Genomic DNA, 20,953 nt, shown 5'->3' on the forward strand with positions numbered 1-20,953 from the left:
CCCGAAGATCACCTCTTCGTGGACCTGCTCAAACACCCACCACCACCCCACCGTCAAGACCTACTGGCCAGCGGATTCAGGATGGAACTACTTCAGGGATATTGCTGCCTCGCACGTGGGCACAGCCCTCCGACGGCACCCGACTGGGACTAAACCCACTGCCCAGGACAAACGTCCGTCGAGCGCACCCCATGAAGACGACCCGCCAACGCCGTGCCCCGCACGCGCCGTGGTCTGCACGCACCGTGGTCTGCACGCACCGTGGTCTGCACGCGCCGTGGTCTGCACGCGCCGATCATGGAGTTGTGGCTGTTGCTTTGCCCACTTTCATGGCTTTCGCGGGGGCCACAACTCCATGATCGCGCGTCGATGACCGGCCGGGGTGGGCGGGCAGGGAGACCTGCTCAGCGGAAGACGCTGGAGGCTGGGTTGAGGTCGGCTACTTGGCGGGGGTGGCCTTGCGGGCCGAGGTCGCCGAGGCCGTCGTCCGCTTCGCGGTGGACTTGGCCGCCGGACCAGTGGACTTGCGGGCACGGCTCGCGGCGCTCGTCGTGGCCTTCTTCGCCGGGGCCGTGGACTTGCGGGCCGCCGCCCTGGTCGTCGCGCTCGCCGTGGACTTCCGGGCCGACGCTGTCGACTTCCGGGCCGGTGCCGTGGACTTCCGGGCTGGTGCTGTCGACTTGCGCGCCGAGGCGGTGGCCTTCTTCGCCGGGACGGACTTGCGGGCCGCCGTACCGCTGCTCGTGGCCTTCGCCGCGGACTTCTTCGCCGGTGCGGACTTGCGCGCCGCTGTGGCCCGGGTCGTCGTCTTCTTCGCTGCGGTCGCCGTCTTGCGTGTCGCGGCCGGCCGGGTAGCGGTCGCCTTCTTCGCCGGAGCGGTCTTCCGCGCAGGAGCGACGCGACCTGCCGCCGCCTTCTTCGCCGGAGCGGCTTTGCGCGCCGGAGCGACCCGACCAGTCGAGGCCTTCTTGGCGGGAGTGGTCTTACGGGCCGGAGTGGCCCGACCCGTTGCCGTCTTCTTGGCGGGAGCGGCCTTGCGGGCGGAGACGGTCCGACCGGCCGTCGTCGTCTTCGCCGGGGCGGCGCGACCCGTGGACGCCTTCTTCGCCGGGGCCTTCTTGGCGGGTGCCTTCGCCGCCGTCGTACGGGCGGGGGTCCGGGTCGACGCCGTGGTGGTCTTGCGCGCGGGGGCCTTGCCGGCCGCTGCGGTGGTCTTCGTGGCCGGGGCCTTGCGCGCGGCGGTGGCCCGCGCCGTCGTCGTCTTCCGCGCGGGCGCGGTCTTACGCGCAGCGGAAGCAGCCTTCCGCGCAGGAGCAGTCTTGGACGCGGCGGAAGCGGCCTTGCGGGCCGGAGCAGCCTTGGACGCAGCAGAAGCAGCCTTACGGGCCGGAGCAGCCTTGGACGCAGCGGAAACAGCCTTGCGCGCGGGCGCGGTCTTGCGCGTCGGGGTCGCCGCGCTCGTGGACGCCTTGGCGGCCGTGGTGCGCGCCGCCGTGCCCCGGGCCGCTGCACTGCCGGGCGCCGCGCTCCGAGTGGTCGTGCTCCGGGTACCCGTGCTGCGCGCCGCCGTGGTCCGGGCCGCTGTCGCCGTCGCTGTCGTGGCCTTGGCGGGTGCCCGCTTGGCGGCAGGCGTGGACTTCGTGCCGGCGGCAGCCGCAGCGGACCCGGGCGCGGTCTTCCGACCGGCAGCCGCAGGGGTCGCTGCGGTGATCTGGCTGGCGGGGGCCTTCACGGCGGCGCGCTTGCGCGCCGGGGCCGTCATGCCATCTGACGCGGTCGCCTGCGCGGCCGGGGTCGCCGTGGTGGTGCTCCTGGCGGCCGGGGTCGTGGCGGTGGTGCGCTTGGAGGCCGGGGCCCGGCCGGCACCACCGGACGCGGTACGGGTGGCCGGGGCGGTGCCGTTCGCGCGACGTGTGGTCGGCGTACGGGTGAGGCCGGCGGTGCGGTCCGTGGCGGCAGTCTGCCGGGCGGGTGTTCGCGTCGCGGCCGGTCGGGTGGCCTGTTGTGCTTCGGCCATCTCGGTTCCTCCTTGGGGACGTGCCACCGCCCTCGCGGCGCACGTGGTGTCGCGACGCGAGGTCGTCCCGCGTCGGCTACTTCTCCTCCCCGTCCTCCTCGGCCCTACGGGCGTCCTCGGCCTCCCACGCTTCGTTGCGCTCCCGCACCTTCTGCAGGGCGTTCTCCGCGTCGGCTGCCGAGGCGTACGGGCCGAGGACGTGCCGGGCAGGGCACACGTCGGCTTCGTGCTCGACCCGGTGGTGCCGCGTACACCAGAAGTAGCGCCCATGTCCGATGTCGTTCATGGGATCACTGTGCATCGGGATGCGACCGCCCGCCACCGGAACACTGCAAGTCACCAGGCTTTTCCACAGTAGACCTGCATGTGGCTTTACGTGCGAAAACAGCGAAAAACACAAAATGTCGCAGCAGCCCTATCACTCTCCGTACACGAATTAATGTCACTGTGACGACGGATGCGGACGCCTGCCGCGCGAATGTCGGCACCCCGCGACGGTGCGCGCACCGAGCGCGTCCGAGTAGCCGAAATCCAACTCTGCCAGGGGAATCGGGTCACTCGTCACTTCGTCCTGACCGGATGCGAGGGCCGATCGGCGCCCGGCTAAGGTCGCCGGATGGGCGTACCGGAATACATCCTGCGGATGCGTGAACACGTCGGACACGAGCTGATTTGGCTACCCAGCGTCAGCGCAGTGGTCCGAAACGACGCGGGCGAGCTGTTGCTCTCCCGACTCGCCAACGACGGGCGATGGTCGGTGGTGAGTGGCTTCGTCGAGCCGGAGGAGCAGCCGGCCAGCGCGGTGGTCCGCGCGGTGCTGGAGGAGACCGGTCTGGAGGTCGAGCCGCTGCGCCTGAGTAGCGCGGTGACGCACCCGCGCACGTACCCGAACGGGGACCGCTGCGAGTACCTCAACCTCGGCTTCCGCTGCCGTCTGCTCGGCGGCGACCTGCGGGGCGACGACGACGAGTCGTCGGACGTGCGGTGGTTCGCCCCGGGGCGACTGCCCGACCTGGACGAGCACGCCCGGATGGTGATCCGGCACGCGCTGGGCACCGAGGTGTCGGCGTTCTTCCTGCCCGCTGGGATGCCCTGGGGAGAGCCGGGCGAACTCGAACATGCCTGACGCGCCGCTGCGCTACCTGACCGACCTGGTCGCCGCCGCCCGCGAGGTGCTCGGCGACGACCTGCGCGGCGCGTACGCGGCGGGCTCGGTGGGGTTGGGCGCGTACCAGCCGGGGCGCAGCGACGTGGACGTGGCGCTGGTCTGCGCCGCGCCGCTGGACCGCGCGGTCGCCGGTGAGCTGGTGACGCGGCTGCGGCACGAGGCGTTGCCCTGCCCGGCGCGCGGGCTGGAACTGGTGGTGTACCGGTGGGAGGTGGCCCGATCGGGCACGCCCGAGCCGGGGTTCGAGGTGGAGCTGAACACCGGCGCGGGAATGGACTTCCGGGTGTCGTACGGCCCGGCGGACCGGCCGCCCGCCGACGGGCTGTTCTGGTACGGCCTGGACCGCAGCATCCTGCACCAGAGCGGGCGGGCCCTTCTCGGCCCGCCCGCCGCCGACGTCTTCGCCGACCTCGCCCCCGACGACCTGCGGCGGCTCGTGGCGCAGGCGCTGCGCTGGTGGCTGGCGCTGCCGCTGCCGGCCGGCGACGTGCCCGCACCCGGAGCGGAGGACGCCGTGCTCGGCGCGTGCCGGTCCTGGGTACGCCTGCACCACGGGGTGTGGCTGCCCAAGGTGGCCGCCGGCCGGCGGCTGCTGGACGGGGCCGGACCGCTCGTCGACGCCGCGACCACCGACCTGGTGACCCGGTCGATCGCCGCCCGCGACGGCGGCCCACCCCCGTCCGGCCCACCGGCCCGCGCCTTCCAGCGCCGGGTGTTGGCCGACCTCACCGGTACGCCGACCTGAGCGCTCAGGCCGCGACCGGCTCCACCGGGATCCACAGCTCCGCGTCGGCACGGCTGCCGTCGGCCGAGATGCGGGTACGGGAGATCTCCGGCCCGGGCCGGGACCGGTACGGGTTGGACGGGAACCACTGCGTGAACACGTCCCGCCACAGGTCCTGCACCGCCTCCGGAACGGTCCCGGAGGTCTCGAAGACCGCCCAGGTCCCCGCCGGCACCGGCATGGCGTCCAGGTCGTCGGGCACGTCGGCGCCGGTGACCACGCCGTACCAGTAGTCCAGTTCGGTGCCCTCGGCGCGGCTGTCGGCGAGGCCGTCGCCGACGTTGACCACACCCGCCGGCTCCTGGTCGGACAGCGCCTCGATCCGGTCCCGGGTCGCCGGTGCGATGCTCTTGACGAACGCCACGATGGCCGGGTTCATGCCCTCGTGCACCAGCGGCACCCGGGCCTTTAGACCGACCAGCCGGAACGACTCCTTCTGCACGATGCGGTACCGCATGCTGCTGCTCCCTTCGACGGTCAGTCGGAAGGACATCCGGGGCTGGGCCTGCAACAGCGCGCCGGTACGCCGGGCCTCGCCGGGCCCGACCCCGTGCACCGCCTTGAACGCGCGGGCGAACGCCTCGGCCGAGCCGTACCCCCAGCGGACCGCGATGTCGAGCAGCGTCCGCTCCCCCGCGACCACCTCCGCGCCCGCCACGGTGAGCCGGCGACGCCGCACGTACTCGGAGAGCGGGACACCGGCCAGCGCGGAGAACAGCCGCCGGAAGTGGTACTCCGACGTCACCGCGATCCGCGCCAGCTCACCGGCGTCCACCGGCCGGTCGAGATGCCGCTCGATGTGCTCCATGGCCTGGTTGAGTCGCTCCAGCACCCGGTGCCTCCTTCCTTGCGCCACCCAAACTATGGGCGCGACGGCACCGCGCACCCGACATGCTGTGCCCGGTGCGGTCGGGTGGTCGGCGGCGGTACTCCCATGCTCGCGCCCGGATACCCGCCATCGCCCCGGAACGAGGTCGGCCGGCCAGGGATGCCCAGGTCGCGGACTGAGTAGCAGACAACATCGGCACCGAGACATCAGCCGCAGCGACGAACTCGACCGGCCCGCCGGTCACCCACCGTGGCCCGCTCAGTCCGATCGCGCTGTCCCGGGTGCACAGCACGTGTCACGTGTGCCACCCTCGTCCGAGATTTCCTCACCCGGGGCCCGGCCCCGGTGAAGACCACGAGCTGGCGCGGACTCGGACGCCAGTCGAACCTGGAGGCACCATGGCCAACCTCGACACCGCCCTCAAGGACGCCATGACGATCGACGGCGCGATCGGCGTCGCGCTCGTCGACTACACCAGCGGGATGACACTCGGCGTCGCGGGCGGCACACCGGAGATCGACCTGACCGTCGCCGCCGCCGGCAACACCGACGTGGTACGCGCCAAGATGCGGACCATCGAGATGCTCAAGCTCAACGACGAGATCGAGGACATGCTGATCACCCTCGGCGGTCAGTACCACATCATCCGACCGTTGAACGGCTCGAACGGCAAGGGCCTGTTCCTCTATCTGATGCTGAGCAAGACCCGCTCGAACCTGGCTCTGGCCCGGCACCAGTTGCGCAGCATCGAGGAGCGCCTCGAACTGTGAGCGAGACCTTCCTGCCCCGCCGCACCGCGCAACGCCCGGCCGCCCCACCACCGCCCCGGCTCCCCCCGTCGCTGGCCGGCAACCCGAAACTGCCGTACCCGGCCATCGGCACGGAACTCGCCGAGCTGCGCCTCCAGATCCCCGGCGTGCAGGGAAGCGTTCTCGGCGGCGTGGACGGCCTGCTCATCACCCACGACGTACCACCAGGGCTGGACCCCGACGACCTGGCCGCGATGGCGGCGGCGACCTTCGGCCTCGGCCGGCAGGTCAGCCTCCGACTCGGTCAGGGCGAGTTCCAGCAGTCCACCGTCCGCAACCAGGCCGGCTACTTCTCCGTGTACGCCGTCGGCCCGCAGGCCCTGCTCTCCGTGGTCGGCGCCGACGCGATCAACGTGGCCCGCCTCCACCTGCACGCCCCACCCGTGGCGGCGCGCCTCGCCGCCCTGCTCGCGCAGGTCTGACCGCGGTTGCCCGCCCAGGTCTGACGTTCTGCCGCAAGCCGGGCTCACCGCCATCGTGTGCGCCACGCGCCGCGCGTGATTCCTCGCCACACGATGGCGGTGAGCCCACCACCCTAGTCACCCGTCGCGTTCATCGCCCGACGACCATCGGCCCGCCCGCGCGGAGTCCGCACCCACAGGGGAGCGCCGATCAGCACCCGGTCGACCGACGCCCGCTCGGTCCACCGATCCGGGACGAGCAGCACGTCGCTGTAGATCTCGGCGAACCACTCCGAGTCGGTCACCTGGTCGAAGCTGAACTCCGGCTGCTCCCGGTCACGCCGCGACGGCCTGCCGCCGCCCGCACCGTTGCCGAACGCGACGGCCACGGCTTCGCGCGAGACCGACTGCGAGTCGACCGGCCCGGACCAGTCCTTCGGGAACCCGCTCACCAGCCAACCGCTGATCGACGACTCCGACGAACTGCCCCCGCCACGGTGGCCGGCGTGCTGCTCTCCCGCGCTCACGAAGCCGGCGAGGTTGTCCGTACTGCCGAAGAGGCAGACGGCGACGCGGCTCCCGTCGGACGCCACCGACCGGACGCCGACGACGACGCGCGGCGGCATACAGCCGACCAGATGCGTGAACTCGACCTGGCCCCGCCCCTTGGCGAAGCGAACCTTGGGCGGCGTCACGAAGTCCTCCACCGCCAGGTCTCCGATCGCGCGCTCGATCCGGTCCGCGATCTCGTTCCGAAAGAGCGCACGAGGCTCCCGCTCGAACTCGGCAGTGGAGTTGAGCAGTGGCACCGAGAGGGCCAACTTCGACCGCCACCGTGGACTGAGGTCGATCCCACCGTCCTCGGCGATGGACCGCACCCGCCGCTCCGACCAGTACGCGTACCGGGTGAGGTCGCCTCTCTCGCCCATCCCGCCAACCCTCCACCAGTCCCGCACCTCGGCACGGAAAGCCCACTCACGTCCGTCGAACTGTCTACCGCACGAACGCCAGCAACCGCCGCCCTCAGCACGCGGAGCAGGCTTAGTTTCATGCGTCGGACTCGCTTCACGTCACGTCGGAGGCCGTTCTCAGACCGACGACGAGGACGAACACCGACCGCCACTCGACGGCCACGCCTCGTTTGTCGAGCTGGTAGCCCTCAAGCCAGATCCAGCCGTCGAACGTCGTCCAGTCCAGAACCCTGATCAGTCGGAAGTGGATCGGTCTGTGGAACTGCGGACTGGCCTCCCGGGTGAGGTAGAGCAGTTCTCCCGACCGAGGTACGCCAGGCGTTGACGGTCGCTGCGGCGTCTTCGAGCCTCGGGCAGGCGGTGTGCGGTTGACAGCGCGTACAGACGCCCCTGTGGTGGGCGTCGATGACCGACCACGAGAGTTCGACACGGAACGGGACCTCAGGCCGGGTCATCGGCGGAGCCGTCCGGCCTCTCGTCAGAACTCGGACGGTGGTAGGGACGCTGGTTCGTCGACCCGCTGCGCGCCAGTCCAGCTCGGACGCGCACTTGGTCGACCGAGATCACCTGCCAGACGACGTCGATGGGCTCGTCCGGCCTCTGGAACCACTTCGACCGCGTCACTGGTTGCCTCCGGAAGTCGTAGGGGCAACCGACACAGACACACCTACCCCTAGGTCACTCTCGGTGCCGGTTGCGTTGCAACCCTAAACCCGTCCAGTCAACCTGTCTAGACAGGCTCGCCGGGGGTGCGGCGCAGAAGAGACTCCGGAAGATCGGCGGTACGGTGACGGACGTGCCTACCCCGCACCCAGAGCCACCCCGGTACCGGTTGATGGCGGAAGAACTGCGTCGCCGAATCATGTCCGGCGCGATCCCGCCTGGGGCATTACTGCCCAGCGAATCGACCTTGATGACCGAGTTCTCCGTGGCGCGCGGAACGGTCCGGGAGGCGCTCGCCCTCCTGCGCGCCGAGGGCCTGGTAGTCACCGAGATGGGACGCGGCACATACGCGCGGCCCACCATGCCCGTGCGGCGTCTCGGCTCCGACCGCTACCGCAAGGAACTCGACCAGATCCGTTCGGGCGAATTGGGTACGTCGTTCACGGCGGACCAGCAGATCCCGTGGTCGGCGTACACCCTGGACAAGACCTTCCACGAGACGCCCGCGAGCGAGACGATCGCCGACCTCTTCGGCGTCGAACCGGGCACGATGCTGCTCGAACGCCGCTTCGTCTTCCGGACACACGGCACGCCGCAGCAGATGTCGACCTCATACCTGCTGCTGGAGATGGTGACCGGCACGCCTGTGGCCGACCCCGCCAACGAACCGTGGCCCGGCGGCAACACCGCGCAGCTTCACAGCCTGGGCCACACGATCACCTCGGTGCGGGAGCAGGTCCGGGCGAGGATGCCCGTACCCGACGAGGTCGACACCCTGCGGATTCCGGGCGGCGTCCCGGTGGTCGTCGTCACCCGGCAGACCTACGCCGGGGACCGCGTGCTTGAGGTCGCCGACATCACCATCCCCGCCGACAGGGTCAGCCTGGACTATCGAATCGACCTGGGTTAGGTCGCTGCTGGATGCCTGCGGAATTCTGCTCGCCGACAGCCAGCGTGAGCCGCCGTCCAAGGTTCGAGGCGATCGGGCAGGGCTTGGGCCGTTATCGGATCACCGGGGCCAGCGGTGAATGCGGTGGTGTCGGTCGCGGGCGGCTCGGTACTGTCCGGGCTCACGATCGACGGGAATAGCGGGGTCGAGTTGAGCAGTGGCGTGGGTACGACGGTGTTGTGGCGCCCGACCGGGCCACAGGAGCTGGAGCTTGTCCGCGCCTCGGGGTGGCGGCAGTGGCCGCCGCGCCTGCCCGATCAGCCGATCTTCTACCCGGTGTTGAACGAGGACTACGCGATCAAGATCGCCCGGGACTGGAACGTGCCCGCGTCTGGTTCGGGGTACGTCACCCGCTTCCAGGTCGAGACGGAGTTCCTGAGCCGCTACCCCGTCCGCCAGGTCGGTGGCGACACCATCTTGGAGTTGTGGATACCCGCCGAGGAACTGGACGAGTTCAACAAGCACATCGTCGGTGCGATCGAGGTCGTCCACGAGTTCCGGTCGCAGTGATCAGCAGGAACAGCGGTTAGCAAACGTCCCCCGTCCTGCAGCGCATCGGCTGGCCGGGCAGTGTCATCCGGACAGGCCGAAACCGGTCAAGGTGGGAGCGGTCGCAGAGGTCGCATCCAGGTGGCCTTACCAGCCGTCCGTACATGAAGAGGCGACATGATTCGCTTGTGGAATCCCGCGCCTGGCCTCACCGCTTCGATAAGGTTCCGTGGCGGTACATCGATGCCTGGTTCCGCCAGCTCGCCCAGCACTACCCCGACTTTCAGCACATGGCTGACATCACGGAAAGGACAGTCACCCGAGAAATTCACCTCGCTGCGAGCCCAATGCCGCGATTATTTGAGTAGCTTCACTATGGGCGCGAGCTCTGCAAATCCTTGGAGCCAATTCCGATTCTCGATCTGACGTGCAAAAACAAGAGCTTCATCAAGTCGGTCGGATCGTAGCAGCAGCCCAAGGAAGCGCCTCTGAGCGTAACAGTCCCCTTGAATCGCAAGCCCGCGAAACACTTCGATAGCCTCAGCCTCATGCCCCCAGATTTCAAGGAATACAGCGAGCTTTTGAAGTGAGCTTCGAGTTTGCGCTTGAGCCCGCAATCTGGCGATCGCCTCTTCCGGACGATCCAGACGGATAAGAACCTCAACAAGCGCTTGAATAGCATACCCATCACCCGCATCAGCTCGAATTCCCAGGTCCTCTATTCGGTCCTGAGAAGCGAGGATCCGCGAAAGCATCTGAGCACCCTCTCGCGAGTGCTCAACACCAGAATCTGCTAAGCGGCGATAAAGCGCTTCAGCATGACGTGAGAGACCCGCAGCTTCGGCACTGCCAGCCAAAAGCACACGTCCCCGCACCGTTTCAATACTATCTAGGCAGGCTTCCCACGCAAGATCCGGAACGTCACAACCAGCGCGGATCTGCACCAGCCGTTGGAGCAAGTAGTCAGTGACTGCATAACCCACAACTTGCCGCCGGTCCGGACTTACCACAGCCAGCAGGGGCGCGGTAGCGCGATCCTGGGGCCGCCCAGAAGATGTTAATTCGCTAATGCTCTCATGAAACCACTCGTCGCCTGGATAGTGACCAGAGAGATAAGCACGTGCGGCTTTGGAAAGAACCTCCACTGTTAGCGCTCGCTGCATGCCAAGGCGTCGCGCGTCCACCGCCGCGTGCACAATCGCACGATGTTCCGTCGTTCCACGCTCATACCGTCGGACAACCTCACGCGCCCCAGCCAGAACCTCGGTCACGTTATAGTCGCCCGCAGTCAACGCAATAGCAAGCCGGGGATCTGCCGAAGCTAATGCCGACGCCTTCTCTCGCTCTCCGACTGTGAAACCTTCCAGAGAAAATTCTTCCAATCGCCGACTGTCAAGGATATCGAGAGCGGCCGGATATCGAGGACGATGCAAACCGCTAACTCTATCAAATTCGGTTGCGCGAAGTTGCCTCGCATACTCTGGCCATAAAGTGCCCACAAATATCACGGGACGCGGCGAGTCCATCAGGCTGCGAACAGCGGAAGCAGTTACAGCAACGTGTCCAGAAGTAAGATAAGGACCTTCCAGAAAACGCTGGAGTTCGTCGAGCCACACAACCAAGGGAGAAATCTTATATCCAGCTTGGGAGATGTTGTTGATTACGCCGCCATCACCTAAGCCAGGGGCCAAGATCCGGAAATCAGGCACCACAGCGCGCGTCGCTTCGTAGAGCAAACGAGTCTTACCCACACTAGAATTTCCCACAACTAGCAAGAAGCCGCCCGTTACCCTAAATTCAGCCAGCCTCCTACAGATTTGCTCATAATTCTCGCGCGGCACGAAAATCGGCAGATGCGGATCGAGAGCCTCAGGCCCGCCGAGGGTGTCGCTTTTCCAAAGCGGCTCTTGAGCCCGCCATGTTGCGACCGAACCGTCGAGGTCGATAGCGGGATGGACACGGAGGGCTAGCGCGTCCACCTCTGCCACCCGAGGGAAGCGCCGCCCCATCCTGCCTACACGAGCATTGAATGCCAGCCGCTGCGCCTGTGGTTCAGCTTCCAACGCATTGGTTGATGCCTGTGAACTCCCGCTGCGGATCTGAATCCGACCAAAGATCACGGATGCGAGAAGCGATACAACGCCGACCAACATACTTATTATGCTGCTAAAGCTATCCTTGTCGGAGAGGTCCGCCTGCCAGAACCTGGACAAGAAATTTATCACGGGAGGGACCCACCACCAGCCCGCAATGCCGATTAGGCCGATAGTCCCAAGAGCCAACCATGTGCGACGAATGCGCCAGCCGCGTCGAGCCAGTCCTACCGCTGCCGCCATCGACACAACGATAGACCCTTGCTTCCAGTCCTACTAGCCAGTCCAGCCTAAGGACTGGCTAGCCATCGTGACAAAGGGGGCACGCCAGCAGCTCCACCGCCAGGACGCGCCCCGGTATCACGACAACCAGTGGCATGGCCGCAGATGCGAGCCGAGCCGCCGGCCTGCACTCGGTCTAATCGCCAGGGTTGGCTACAACCCAGCGAAGGAGACTCGTGTATGCCGCGATCGCTGCATATAGGTCCTCGCGTAGTCCGGCCATGGTGATTAGTCGGGATTCGCGGGTCCGGCGGTCGACGAGATGCCACTCCACGCGCATGGCTCTGCCTGGTCCGTCGGGCCGCGGGTAAGGGTCGCTAGTGACCCGGGTGATGTTTCCGTGCGCTAGTTCGTTGCGGCGCCGGATCGCGGCCCATAGCTCGTCACGTGGGAAGGTGCCGTTCGCCTCGGGCGACGCGCTGCCGTCCATAAGCGACTCGACACGCTTTAGGCGTTTGCCGATCGTCCACTGGTCTAGCTCGCTCCGACGCGCCTCGGGATCATCTGGTTCCTCTAGCCGCAGGATCACGTCACCGAGGAGGTCCTCCAGGACGGTGCTTTGCGTGATGACGAGACCTCGCCGTTGGTCAAGCGCGCTGCGTTCGGCGACCTCTTCCCAGTCAAGGTCGACCTCATCGTGGAAAGCTAGGAGGAGGTCGTAGTCGGAGAAGACGTTCAAGGGTTCGTCCGAGTCGTCGTCGAACGACACCTCGACGACATCAACCGACATCTCCTCCAGCAGCCGGACATCGTTCTCGTCCAGCATCCCGGCGTAGGCCCAGTCGACCACGTATGAACAGGTCAGGTCGGGATAGTCCGGCGTTCGGAATGCACAGCGCCAACCGCTGACCTCTGGAACGAGATCCGAACTCTCGCGCCGTACGTCACCGTGGCGGGGGCACCTCATGTGTTCGGCGATGGGGGCAGCCTGCCAGCGACGAAGTACCTCGATCTGCCCGGGAGTGAACGGCGCGTGGACCTTCGGCGTGTGGGCTGGAAGTCCCAGCCCGAGTCGGAGCGCCACTCGGTTTCTCCACTACTTCGTACCGGAACGAACGCGTCGGTATAGACGTCGCGCCACGTCCCATCCTGCCGTGGCGCAACCACCATCGGCGGCCGTCACACGTCTCGCTTCCGCACCGCTAGTTTGCTGCTGAGCCCTCGCTCGGGCCGTCTCCAGGCCGTCCCAGGCCGTGGCCAGGCCGTCAAACGCCACCCAATGATGACCAAGGTCAACCAACAGCACCGGATAAACGACCAGCTCAGAGCCTTGATCAGGTCCCTGAGCTGGTGGGCGACGGACGAGTCGACCTGTACGCCGGATTCTGTGCGCGGCGCGTACCCCTTGCGGGGTTCGCACCGGCGGCGGCCATCCATCTCGGCCTGCCGTCGCCGACAGGCTCGTGCGGCCTACCCGCAGACATCGGGCGGGCCGCCCTCAAGCGTCTGCGCAGGTCGTCATCTTGCGGTGACGGCCCTACTTGGCCTTGCTCCGGGTGGGGTTTACCGAGCCACCCCGGTCACCCGGGGTGCTGGTGGGCTCTTACCCCACCGTTTCACCCTTACCGTCCCCGTTGGGGGTCGGCGGTCTGTTTTCTGTGGCACTGTCCCGCGGGTCGCCCCGGGTTGCCGTTAACAACCACCCTGCCCTGTGGAGTCCGGACGTTCCTCGGCGGCGGGCCGCAGCCCGCCGACGCGACCGCCCGGTCGACTCGTCCGTCGCACGCTCATCCTAACGACACCGGGTCGCCGCCTATTGCGCCGGCAGGACCGCAGGCCGGGTCGTCCGGGGGTACGCATAATGGGCCGATGACGACGCTGCCGCCGTTTCCCGAGCCTACGGTCCCGGCCGACGGGCGGGCCGAGGTGTTCCTGCGCTACCTCGACTATTTCCGGGAGAGCGTGCTGGCCAAGGTGTCGGCGCTGCCCGAGGCGGAGGTGCGGGCGAGCCGGTTGCCGTCGGGCTGGACTCCGCTGGAGCTGCTGCGGCACCTACGCTTCGTCGAGCTGCGCTGGATCGAGTGGGGCTTCCAGGGTCAACCGGTCTCCGAACCGTGGGGCGACTGGCGGGACGGCCGCTGGCACGTACCGCCGGAGACGAGCGTGACGGATCTGGTGGCTGAGCTACGCGCGCAGGGCACCCACACCCGCAGCGTGGTGCAGAGCGCCGACCTGACCGCCGTCGGCGCCCCCGGCCCCCGCTGGAACGGCGCGGAACCGGCATCCCTGGAACGGGTGCTGTTCCACCTAATCCAGGAGTACGCCCGCCACCTAGGCCACCTGGACATCGTCGCCGAGCTAGCCAACGGCCCCCTCGGCGAGTAACCCCACCCCCGTACCCCCTGGGGTTGATCAAGAGGTTTGGTCGTGATTCACCGACGAACGGTGACCAAAAGCTCTTGATCAACCCCGCGGGCCGACCGCGCAGGTCCGCCGCCCACCGTCATCAACCAGGGGAGGCGGGGTCAGGGCAGGTAGGGGGTTTCGTTGACGGAGCGGACGGCTATGCCGCCGTCGGGCCAGCGGTCGAGGATGGAGATGCCGGCGGCGTCGAGGAAGAGGCGGTGCAGGAAGGCGTCGGTGGCGGCGAGGGCGTCGCGCAGCATCAGCTTGATCGGCGAGACGTGCGAGACCACGACCACGGTCTGACCGGGGTACGCGGCGAGCAGTCGCTCCACCACCCGCGTGCAGCGTTGGGCGACCTCGTCGAAGGACTCGCCGTCGGGTGGGGCGATCCGGGGCGAGGAAAGCCAGGCGTCGAGTTCACCGGCCCATCCTTCGCGTACCTCGGCGAAGGTCCGGCCCTCCCAGGCACCGAAGTCGCACTCGATCAACTCGTCGTCACGGCGTACCGGGATGTCGCCGATCGCGGCGGCGATGGCCTCGGCGGTCGCCGTACACCGGGACAGCGGTGAGCTGACCACGGCGGCGGTGTCGGGGGCGAGCGCGGCGACCCGGGCGGCGGTGGCCCGCACCTGGTCCTTGCCCTTCGCGGAGAGCGGGATGTCGCCGCGTCCGGAGTAGCGGCCCTGTTCGGTGTACTCGGTCTCGCCGTGCCGGACCAGGATCAGCCGGGTGGCGGTGAAGCTGGGGCGCGGCTCCCAGGAGACCGGGGCGCTGCTCGGGTCGGTGCCGGGCGACTCGGCGCGGGCGGCGACCCGGGTCGCGCCGCCGCCGGCCGGTTCCGGGCCGCCGAGGCGGCGCGGTGACTCGACGGTACGCGGTGGCGTGACGGTCGGAGTGGCGGTGCCCGACGTGGCGGCGGCGTCCATGGCGGCGTTGGCCAGCCGGTCGGCGTGGGTGTTGCGGTCCCGGGGGATCCAGGTGAAGCGGACCGCGTCGAACCGGCTGACGATCTGGGCGGCCTGGGCGGCGAGTGGACGCAGCCCGGGATGCTTGATCTGCCAGCGGCCGGACATCTGCTCGACGACCAGCTTGGAGTCCATCCGGATCTCGACCTCGCGGGCGCCCAGTTCGGCGGCGGCGGTCAGACCGGCGATCATGCCCTGGTACTCGGCGACGTTGTTGGTGGCGGTGCCGATCGACTCGCTGCACTCGGCCAGCACCTCGCCGGTCGCCTGGTCACGGACGACCGCGCCGTAGCCGGCCGGGCCGGGGTTGCCCCGGGAGCCGCCGTCGGCCTCGACCAGCACGGTACGCGGTGCCACCGGCTACAGCCCGGACTCGTTGGTGCGGACCATGATCCGGCGGCAGTCCTCGCAGCGGACCACCTCGTCGGGGTCGGTCTTGCGGATCCGGGCCAGGTCGGCGCCGGAGAGGTCCAGCCGGCACCCGCCGCAGCGGCCGGCGGTCAGCAGCGCGGCACCCAGCCCGGTGTCGGTGCGGATCTTGTCGTAGAGCTGCACCAGGTCGGCGGGGAGGTCACCGGCGAGCGGCTGCCGGGCGGAGCGCTTGAACTCCTCCTCGCGGCCGATCTCGGCCAGAGCCTCGTCGCGGCGCTGCTCGGTGGCGGCCCGCCGCTCACGCACCTCGGCCAGCCGCTGCTCCACCCCGTCGAGCGTCGACTGGGCGGTCTCCCGCTGCTCCATCAGCTCCAGCTCGGCGTCCTCCAGGTCGCTCTGCCGGCGGTTCAACGAGACCAGCTCGTGCTGGAGCGCCTCCAGCTCGCGGGCCGGACCGCCACCGGCGGCGAGGCGGTCCTCGTCCTTCTTCTTGCGCGCGCGGACCTGGTCGACGTCCTTCTCCAGGCGGGCGATGTCCCGGTCCAGGTCGTCCACGGCCACCTGGGCGCGGACCCGCTCGTCCTCCAGCGACGACAACTCCCGGGCGAGGGCCTCCAGTTCGGCGCGCTCGGGCAGCGCCCGGCGGCGGTGGGCGAGCTGGGCGAGGGCGGTGTCGATCGCCTGGAGGTCGAGCAGGCGGCGCTGGACCTGGGGGTCAGCCTTCACGGTCGGGGCTCCTTGTCGTCCGCTGCGGATCGCTCCGGAGCGGCGGGTGAGGCGGCGTGTACGGTCCACGGGTCGGTGTCCAGGTCGGACACCAGGGTCTCGACGTCGGGCATCGTGGCGCGCAACCCGGTGGCCAGGTCGTCGAGCCAGGGCCGTTCGGTGGCCCAGTGGGTGGCGTCGAGCAGCGCCGGTCCACCGGTGGCGAGGTGTTCGCCGGTCGGGTGGTGACGCAGGTCTGCGGTGAGGTACGCGTCCACCCCGGCGGCGGTCGCGTCGGCCAGGAAACTGTCCCCCGCGCCGCCGCAGACTGCCAGCGTACGCACCGTGCGGTCCGGGTCGCCTGCGGCGCGTACGCCGATGGCGGTGGGAGGCAGCACGGCGGCGGCGTGCCGGGCCAGCTCGGCCAGGGTCAGCGGCTGCGGCAGCTCGCCGATGCGCCCGGCCCCCCGGCCCTCACCGGCGGCGGGCGTACCCGGCCGGGACGGCACCAGCGGACGCAGGTCGGTCAGGCCGAGCCGGTCGGCGAGGGCGTCGGAGACCCCGGGTACGGCGACGTCGGCGTTGGTGTGGGCGACGTAGAGCGCGACGTCAGCCTTGATCAGTTGGTGGATGATCCGGCCCTTGTACGTGGTCGGTGCCACCGACGAGACGCCGCGCAGCAGCAGCGGGTGGTGCGCGATGATCATGTCGGCGCGGGCGGCGAGCGCCTCGGCGACGGTCTCCGGGACCACGTCGACGACGCAGAGGATCCGGCGGACCGGGGCACCGGGCTCGCCGAGCACCAGCCCGACCTTGTCCCACTCCTCGGCCCAGGCGGGCGGATAGCGCCGCTCCAGCTCGGCCACGACGTCGGCGACGGTCGGCACGGCTGCGGTTGTGCTCACGGCGCGCCAGCTTACCGGCGTCGGCGGCACTCCGGGACGTCACCCGGCCGACCCCGGACATCTCACCCGCCCCACAGTCGCCACCGGCCTCGACGCTCCCGACGGGCGTGCTCTCGGCCTCGGCGCTCGCGGCGTGCAGTTCCCGGCGTGGGCGCTCCCGGCGGGCGTGCTCCCGGCGTCGGCACGTTCCCGACTGCACGCTCCCGACGGGCGGGCTTCCGGCGGGGGGTGGTGGGAGACGGGGCCCGGGCCGTGGCGGTGGCCACGGCCCGGGCTGTGGATTGCGGCATCCGGTGTGTCGGGGTGATTGCAGGGGACCCCTGTTCTACCGGAGGCGTTAATAAGGTGCCCTTCCTTTCACCAGTCCCACCCGGCGTGCCGCTCGGCGTTCATCCGGCGTGCCGCTCGGGGTTCACCCGGTCCGGCAGAGCTGGTCGCGCAGGGCGGTCAGCGGCAGCGCCCAGGGGAAGGTGTGCTGATGGCGTTCTCCGGTCCCGGGCGGGTGCAGGGGGAAGACGTCGTCGCCGAAGAGCACGGTCACCCCCCACTCCGCCAGTCGGGCGATCCCGGTGCGGAAGGCCGGGTGGGCGGCCATCGCCGCGTTGGTGTACGGCACGGCGACCAGTGGTACGCCCCGTCCCTGTGCCTCCACCAGCAACCCGAGGGCGAGGGTGTCGGCGATGCCGGCCACCCACTTGTTGACCGTGTTGACGGTGGCCGGGCAGACGATGATGGCGTCGGCCGACGGCAGTACGTCCGGGTCCCCCGGGTTCTTGTAGTGCGTACGCACCGGGTGGCCGGTCTGGCGGGCCAGCGAGGTGCGGTCGACGAACTTGGCGCCGTCCGGCGTGGTGATCACGCAGACGTCCCAGCCGTCCTGTTGGGCCAGCTCGACGAGCCGGCCCACGTCTCGGGCCAACGGCGAACCGCAGGCGATGATGTACAGCACCTCTTGGTGCCCGTCGTGGCGGTGCGAACCGGTCATGCCGGCTCCGAGTTCATACTCCTACTCCCATGTGCTCAGCCAACTCCGCGATCGGAGAAGGCGGCGCACCCCGTGTGCGACGCAGGACCTCGGACATGACCTCGTGGGCGATCGGCCGGCAGCGGATCTCCGACGCCGCCAGCCGGTCACCGCGCAGCAGCATCTCCCCGGCGTTGGCCATGTCGCCCATCTGGTTGTAGGCGCGGGCCTGGTCGAGCAGGTGATGGGCGCGGCGTTCGGGCAGCATGGCGTCGAACGGCAGGTTGACGATCCTGGTGCGGTGGATCTCGACGGCCCGCCCGCCGTCGCCCAGCTCGACGGCGGCCGCCGCCCGGTGCAGCTCGACGTTGGTCGGCCCGAACGACGTCCAGTAGTGGTTCTGGTCGCTGCCGAGTTCGAGAGCGGCGTCGCGGGCGCCGGCGAGCAGGTCCGCGCAGGTGGAGGTGTCGCCGGTACGCGCCGCGGCCATCGCGCCCTGCAACAGCAGCATCCCGTAGACCGAGACTCGCTCGGCCTTGCTGTCGTTGCCGCCGCCCGGCGCGATCCGGTCGGCGATGCGGACGTTGAGTTCCAGCGCGGAGCGGGGACGCCCCATGGCGAGCAGGGCGTTGCAGACCCGGGTGGTGGCGATCCCGGCGAGCAGTTGGTCGTCGGCGCGTTGGGCGACCGCGATGGAGCGGTCGGCGGCCAGCCAGGACAGGTCGCACTCCCCCAGCTTGCGCAGCACCGAGGAGGCGATCTGATAGACCTGCCCGAGCAGGTTCGCGGCGCGTCGGGCCTGTTCACCGCCGTACGCGGCGTCGGCCGCCTGGGCGTCGCGCAGCAGCTTCGGCAGCGCCCGGGTCAGCATGCCGTAGCGGCCGTACTGGTAGGTGAGCCAGGCGTGGGTGACGGCCTTGCCCATGTCGGCGAGCGGCGGCGGGTCCGGCTTCGCGTCGAAGTAGGCGCTGATCGAGTCGTACCGTTCCAGGGCGGCCCGGATCTCCTCGACCTCGACCTGGTCGATGCAGTTCATCGTGTCGGTACGCCGCTCCGGGTCCTTGCCGAGCAGCAGTTGCACGTCGATCTGGAGGATGTCGGCGATCTCGTAGAGCACGGAGAACTTGTCCAGCCGCCGCACTCCGCGCTCGATCTTGTCGACCCAGCTCTTGGACTTGCCCAGTCGGTCGGCGAAGACCTGTTGCGACATCTTGCGCCGCCCACGCCAGTAGGCCACCCGCCGCCCGATGGGCAGTTCGTCCATGTCGCCAGTCCTCCCCTTGCTGCTGGAGCCCTGGCCAGGAGCCGGGGGCTGATCCGCAGGTGCGGCCATCCGTCCGTACGTCAGGTTTTCGCTGGTCGCACTGCTTGTGCGTCAGCCGTACGGCCGATCCTCGTACTTTTCGTGCAAGTTGCATCGGCCACTTTGTCAAATAAACGATCGCAGACCACGGCAGTGACGCTGTTCGACGTATGTGCTGGTGCCGGTCGGCCCGGCGAGGGGAGATAGCACCAATGTGGGGGAATGTCGCACCGAGCGTGGCACGACTGTCGCCGTTGGAGCGGGTCCGGCTGCGCCGCGTCGCGGTGCGGTACGCGCTGCACGGCTGGGAGGTGACCCCCGGCGCCTGCCTGGCGCGCAGCCGCTTCGTCTGCGGCCGGGCCGGCTGCCCGACGGTCGGCTGCCACCCCGCGTTGGAGGACTGGGAGCACGCGGCCAGCGCCGACCCGGCCCGGGTGGCCACCTGGTGGCGGTCCCGCCCGCACGGCATCCTGCTGCCCACCGGCCGCGCGTTCGACGTGCTGGAGGTCGCCGCCCACCTGGGTCGACGGGTGCTCGACGCGGTCCGGTCGCACCCGGTCGGTCCCGGCGTACGCGGACCGGTGCTGGTCACCCCGATCGGACGCTGGATGTTCCTGGTCCGCCCCGGTGACCCGCTGCGTCCCGAGCTGGAGCACTGCTTCCACGTGGTGCGGCACGGGCCCGGATCGTGGGTGCCGGCACCACCCACCCGGCTGCCCGAGGGGCCGGTCCGCTGGGCGGTCGCGCCGGAGCAGGCCCGCTGGCAGCTCCCCGACTCGTACCTGGTGCAGAACACGCTCGTTGACGAGTTGCGGGCCACCGGCGTCACGCTGACCTCCGCGCTGGTCCCGGGCCACCTGCCGCTGCCCCGGCGCGGTCGCTGAGCCGCCCGGCGCTGCCTCGACGGGGTGACTCAGCCGCGCCTGGCGACTCGGTGGGGTACCCGACAGCGACGCCCGACGGGAATTGCTCGTTGAGCACCACGACGGCGCGCCCGCGCCGGGAGCGGGGATCCGATGTCCACCGACCACACGGAGCAGCACCAGGGCGGGGCCGAACCGCCTCGCCGGCACCGGCCCGGACGCCGCTGGGCGGCCACCCGACCACCGGGCTCGCGTCCCGGACGTCCCCGGCCGCTCGGCTCCCGGCCGGCGATCCTGCACCGACCGGCCCGCTGGCCCTGATCGCCCGTCCCACCGGTCAGTCGGCCAACGGCAGGTCGGTGGAGCGCAGGCAGCGGGCGTCCTCGGTGACCACCGCGTGCCGGTGCCCCGGCAACCGGTCCACCCAGCCGATGCCGGTCACCCCCATGGCCAGCGCGGCGGTCGAGTACGCGTCGGCCAGCCCCAGGTCGTGTCCGACCACGGTCACGGACCGCAGGCCCTTCGCCGGTGCGCCCCGCCGGGGGTCGCGCACGTGGTGACCGCGTTCGTAGACCCCGGAGGTGGCCACCGCCAGGTCGGTGCCGGCCAGCACCAGGCAGACCGCCGACGGGTCCCACGGGTGCCGCACCCCGATCCGCCACGGTCGCCCGGTCGACGAGCGACCGCGTACCCGCACGTCCCCACCGGCGTTCACGCAGTGGTTCACCGCACCGGCGGCGAGCAGCCGGTCCGAGGCCACCTGGGCGGCCCAGCCCTTGACGTACCCGGACGGGTCGAGCCCGCCGGTGGCGTACGCGTCGAAGAAGCCGTCGGTGTCGCCCCACAGGTCGGCGCAGCGTTCCAGCACCCGCCGCAGGTCCGCCGACGCCTCGGAGAGCAGCAGCTCACCCCGCTCGAAGCGGCACACCTCGCTGTCCGGGAGGTAGGTGCTGAACCGCGCGTCCACCTCGCGCAGCCAGCCGAACACCTCGTCGGCGAGCCGGGTCAGCTCGGCGGCGGGCAGGTCGTCGGCGATGTCCAGGCTGATCGGCGTACCCATCACGTGCTCGACCCG

The 20,953-nt window shown here is 69.7% G+C and carries 21 protein-coding genes and 1 other RNA gene; 8 read left to right on the forward strand and 14 right to left on the reverse strand.

Features of this window, described 5'->3' with window-relative positions; translation table 11 throughout:
* Positions 1-439 precede the first annotated feature (439 nt).
* Positions 440-2,017: a hypothetical protein gene (locus ACWDVW_RS21500; RefSeq protein WP_449951610.1), complete on the reverse strand. Its 1,578-nt coding sequence runs from the start codon at positions 2,015-2,017 to the stop codon at positions 440-442.
* 76 nt (positions 2,018-2,093) lie between these two features.
* Complete coding sequence (locus tag ACWDVW_RS21505; RefSeq protein ID WP_396752057.1) at positions 2,094-2,303, reverse strand: hypothetical protein; 210 nt, start codon at positions 2,301-2,303, stop codon at positions 2,094-2,096.
* Positions 2,304-2,633: 330 nt separating this feature from the next.
* On the opposite strand from ACWDVW_RS21505, the gene ACWDVW_RS21510 reads away from it, so the two are divergent.
* Together ACWDVW_RS21510 and ACWDVW_RS21515 are read left to right on the forward strand one after the other, a co-directional pair.
* Positions 2,634-3,143 (forward strand): NUDIX hydrolase, encoded by a 510-nt coding sequence (locus ACWDVW_RS21510; RefSeq protein ID WP_449951614.1) that lies wholly within the window; start codon positions 2,634-2,636, stop codon positions 3,141-3,143.
* Entirely contained in the window at positions 3,136-3,930 is a 795-nt protein-coding gene (locus ACWDVW_RS21515) for a nucleotidyltransferase domain-containing protein (protein ID WP_449951617.1), read from the forward strand. The genes ACWDVW_RS21510 and ACWDVW_RS21515 overlap by 8 nt, the downstream gene beginning before the upstream one ends.
* A gap of 4 nt (positions 3,931-3,934) precedes the next feature.
* On the opposite strand, the gene ACWDVW_RS21520 is transcribed toward ACWDVW_RS21515, so the two are convergent.
* Entirely contained in the window at positions 3,935-4,801 is an 867-nt protein-coding gene (locus ACWDVW_RS21520; RefSeq protein ID WP_449951620.1) for an AraC family transcriptional regulator, read from the reverse strand.
* A 395-nt stretch (positions 4,802-5,196) separates the two neighbouring features.
* On the opposite strand from ACWDVW_RS21520, the gene ACWDVW_RS21525 reads away from it, so the two are divergent.
* Positions 5,197-5,568: a roadblock/LC7 domain-containing protein gene (locus tag ACWDVW_RS21525; RefSeq protein WP_350698528.1), complete on the forward strand. Its 372-nt coding sequence runs from the start codon at positions 5,197-5,199 to the stop codon at positions 5,566-5,568.
* Positions 5,565-6,029: a roadblock/LC7 domain-containing protein gene (locus tag ACWDVW_RS21530; RefSeq protein WP_396752066.1), complete on the forward strand. Its 465-nt coding sequence runs from the start codon at positions 5,565-5,567 to the stop codon at positions 6,027-6,029. The genes ACWDVW_RS21525 and ACWDVW_RS21530 overlap by 4 nt, the downstream gene beginning before the upstream one ends.
* Before the next feature lie 113 nt (positions 6,030-6,142).
* On the opposite strand, the gene ACWDVW_RS21535 is transcribed toward ACWDVW_RS21530, so the two are convergent.
* Both ACWDVW_RS21535 and ACWDVW_RS21540 read right to left on the reverse strand, forming a co-directional pair.
* Positions 6,143-6,937 carry a hypothetical protein gene (locus tag ACWDVW_RS21535; protein ID WP_449951624.1) on the reverse strand — a complete coding sequence of 265 codons (795 nt, stop codon included), beginning with the start codon at positions 6,935-6,937 and terminating at the stop codon, positions 6,143-6,145.
* 136 nt (positions 6,938-7,073) lie between these two features.
* Positions 7,074-7,274, reverse strand: a complete 201-nt coding sequence (locus tag ACWDVW_RS21540; protein ID WP_449951761.1) for a hypothetical protein — start codon at positions 7,272-7,274, stop codon at positions 7,074-7,076.
* Positions 7,275-7,814: 540 nt separating this feature from the next.
* Between ACWDVW_RS21540 and ACWDVW_RS21545 the strand changes: the two genes are divergently transcribed.
* The gene (locus tag ACWDVW_RS21545; protein WP_449951626.1) at positions 7,815-8,552 is read left to right on the forward strand and encodes a GntR family transcriptional regulator; all 738 of its coding nucleotides are present in this window, start codon (positions 7,815-7,817) and stop codon (positions 8,550-8,552) included.
* A 189-nt stretch (positions 8,553-8,741) separates the two neighbouring features.
* On the forward strand, positions 8,742-9,101 hold the full coding sequence (locus ACWDVW_RS21550; protein WP_449951763.1) for a hypothetical protein: 360 nt from the start codon (positions 8,742-8,744) through the stop codon (positions 9,099-9,101).
* Between the two features lie 335 nt (positions 9,102-9,436).
* On the opposite strand, the gene ACWDVW_RS21555 is transcribed toward ACWDVW_RS21550, so the two are convergent.
* From ACWDVW_RS21555 to rnpB, 3 genes are all read right to left on the reverse strand, one after another.
* Positions 9,437-11,416 carry a hypothetical protein gene (locus ACWDVW_RS21555; RefSeq protein WP_449951628.1) on the reverse strand — a complete coding sequence of 660 codons (1,980 nt, stop codon included), beginning with the start codon at positions 11,414-11,416 and terminating at the stop codon, positions 9,437-9,439.
* A gap of 175 nt (positions 11,417-11,591) precedes the next feature.
* Complete coding sequence (locus ACWDVW_RS21560; protein WP_449951630.1) at positions 11,592-12,479, reverse strand: hypothetical protein; 888 nt, start codon at positions 12,477-12,479, stop codon at positions 11,592-11,594.
* A 274-nt stretch (positions 12,480-12,753) separates the two neighbouring features.
* An RNA gene (gene rnpB, locus ACWDVW_RS21565) (RNase P RNA component class A) lies at positions 12,754-13,170 on the reverse strand.
* Positions 13,171-13,264: 94 nt separating this feature from the next.
* On the opposite strand from rnpB, the gene ACWDVW_RS21570 reads away from it, so the two are divergent.
* Positions 13,265-13,780 (forward strand): mycothiol transferase, encoded by a 516-nt coding sequence (locus ACWDVW_RS21570; protein WP_449951633.1) that lies wholly within the window; start codon positions 13,265-13,267, stop codon positions 13,778-13,780.
* Positions 13,781-13,920: 140 nt separating this feature from the next.
* On the opposite strand, the gene ACWDVW_RS21575 is transcribed toward ACWDVW_RS21570, so the two are convergent.
* The 5 genes from ACWDVW_RS21575 to ACWDVW_RS21595 form a co-directional block, all read right to left on the reverse strand.
* The gene (locus ACWDVW_RS21575; RefSeq protein ID WP_449951635.1) at positions 13,921-15,123 is read right to left on the reverse strand and encodes a bifunctional RNase H/acid phosphatase; all 1,203 of its coding nucleotides are present in this window, start codon (positions 15,121-15,123) and stop codon (positions 13,921-13,923) included.
* A gap of 3 nt (positions 15,124-15,126) precedes the next feature.
* Complete coding sequence (locus ACWDVW_RS21580; RefSeq protein WP_449951637.1) at positions 15,127-15,864, reverse strand: zinc ribbon domain-containing protein; 738 nt, start codon at positions 15,862-15,864, stop codon at positions 15,127-15,129.
* Positions 15,861-16,748 carry a Nif3-like dinuclear metal center hexameric protein gene (locus ACWDVW_RS21585; protein WP_449951640.1) on the reverse strand — a complete coding sequence of 296 codons (888 nt, stop codon included), beginning with the start codon at positions 16,746-16,748 and terminating at the stop codon, positions 15,861-15,863. The genes ACWDVW_RS21580 and ACWDVW_RS21585 overlap by 4 nt, the downstream gene beginning before the upstream one ends.
* 412 nt (positions 16,749-17,160) lie before the next feature.
* Positions 17,161-17,733 carry a flavoprotein gene (locus ACWDVW_RS21590; RefSeq protein ID WP_350698487.1) on the reverse strand — a complete coding sequence of 191 codons (573 nt, stop codon included), beginning with the start codon at positions 17,731-17,733 and terminating at the stop codon, positions 17,161-17,163.
* A 13-nt stretch (positions 17,734-17,746) separates the two neighbouring features.
* Complete coding sequence (locus ACWDVW_RS21595; RefSeq protein ID WP_449951643.1) at positions 17,747-18,976, reverse strand: helix-turn-helix domain-containing protein; 1,230 nt, start codon at positions 18,974-18,976, stop codon at positions 17,747-17,749.
* Between the two features lie 251 nt (positions 18,977-19,227).
* On the opposite strand from ACWDVW_RS21595, the gene ACWDVW_RS21600 reads away from it, so the two are divergent.
* Complete coding sequence (locus tag ACWDVW_RS21600) at positions 19,228-19,899, forward strand: bifunctional DNA primase/polymerase (protein ID WP_350698483.1); 672 nt, start codon at positions 19,228-19,230, stop codon at positions 19,897-19,899.
* A 316-nt stretch (positions 19,900-20,215) separates the two neighbouring features.
* Here ACWDVW_RS21600 and ACWDVW_RS21605 read toward each other — a convergent pair whose 3' ends face one another.
* Positions 20,216-20,938, reverse strand: coding sequence for an FAD:protein FMN transferase (locus ACWDVW_RS21605; RefSeq protein ID WP_449951765.1), 723 nt, complete (start codon positions 20,936-20,938; stop codon positions 20,216-20,218).
* Positions 20,939-20,953: the final 15 nt, after the last annotated feature.

The sequence above is a fragment of the Micromonospora sp. NPDC003241 genome (assembly GCF_053589795.1).

Bases quoted from the DNA above. Each gene is read 5' to 3' on its own strand.
- ACWDVW_RS21500 (WP_449951610.1), bottom strand. From the start codon at position 2,017: ATGGCCGAAGCACAACAGGCCACCCGACCGGCCGCGACGCGAACACCC.
- ACWDVW_RS21505 (WP_396752057.1), bottom strand. From the start codon at position 2,303: ATGAACGACATCGGACATGGGCGCTACTTCTGGTGTACGCGGCACCAC.
- ACWDVW_RS21510 (WP_449951614.1), top strand. From the start codon at position 2,634: ATGGGCGTACCGGAATACATCCTGCGGATGCGTGAACACGTCGGACAC.
- ACWDVW_RS21515 (WP_449951617.1), top strand. From the start codon at position 3,136: ATGCCTGACGCGCCGCTGCGCTACCTGACCGACCTGGTCGCCGCCGCC.
- ACWDVW_RS21525 (WP_350698528.1), top strand. From the start codon at position 5,197: ATGGCCAACCTCGACACCGCCCTCAAGGACGCCATGACGATCGACGGC.
- ACWDVW_RS21535 (WP_449951624.1), bottom strand. From the start codon at position 6,937: ATGGGCGAGAGAGGCGACCTCACCCGGTACGCGTACTGGTCGGAGCGG.
- ACWDVW_RS21545 (WP_449951626.1), top strand. From the start codon at position 7,815: ATGGCGGAAGAACTGCGTCGCCGAATCATGTCCGGCGCGATCCCGCCT.
- ACWDVW_RS21555 (WP_449951628.1), bottom strand. From the start codon at position 11,416: ATGGCGGCAGCGGTAGGACTGGCTCGACGCGGCTGGCGCATTCGTCGC.
- ACWDVW_RS21570 (WP_449951633.1), top strand. From the start codon at position 13,265: ATGACGACGCTGCCGCCGTTTCCCGAGCCTACGGTCCCGGCCGACGGG.
- ACWDVW_RS21590 (WP_350698487.1), bottom strand. From the start codon at position 17,733: ATGACCGGTTCGCACCGCCACGACGGGCACCAAGAGGTGCTGTACATC.
- ACWDVW_RS21595 (WP_449951643.1), bottom strand. From the start codon at position 18,976: ATGGACGAACTGCCCATCGGGCGGCGGGTGGCCTACTGGCGTGGGCGG.
- ACWDVW_RS21600 (WP_350698483.1), top strand. From the start codon at position 19,228: ATGTGGGGGAATGTCGCACCGAGCGTGGCACGACTGTCGCCGTTGGAG.
- ACWDVW_RS21605 (WP_449951765.1), bottom strand. From the start codon at position 20,938: ATGGGTACGCCGATCAGCCTGGACATCGCCGACGACCTGCCCGCCGCC.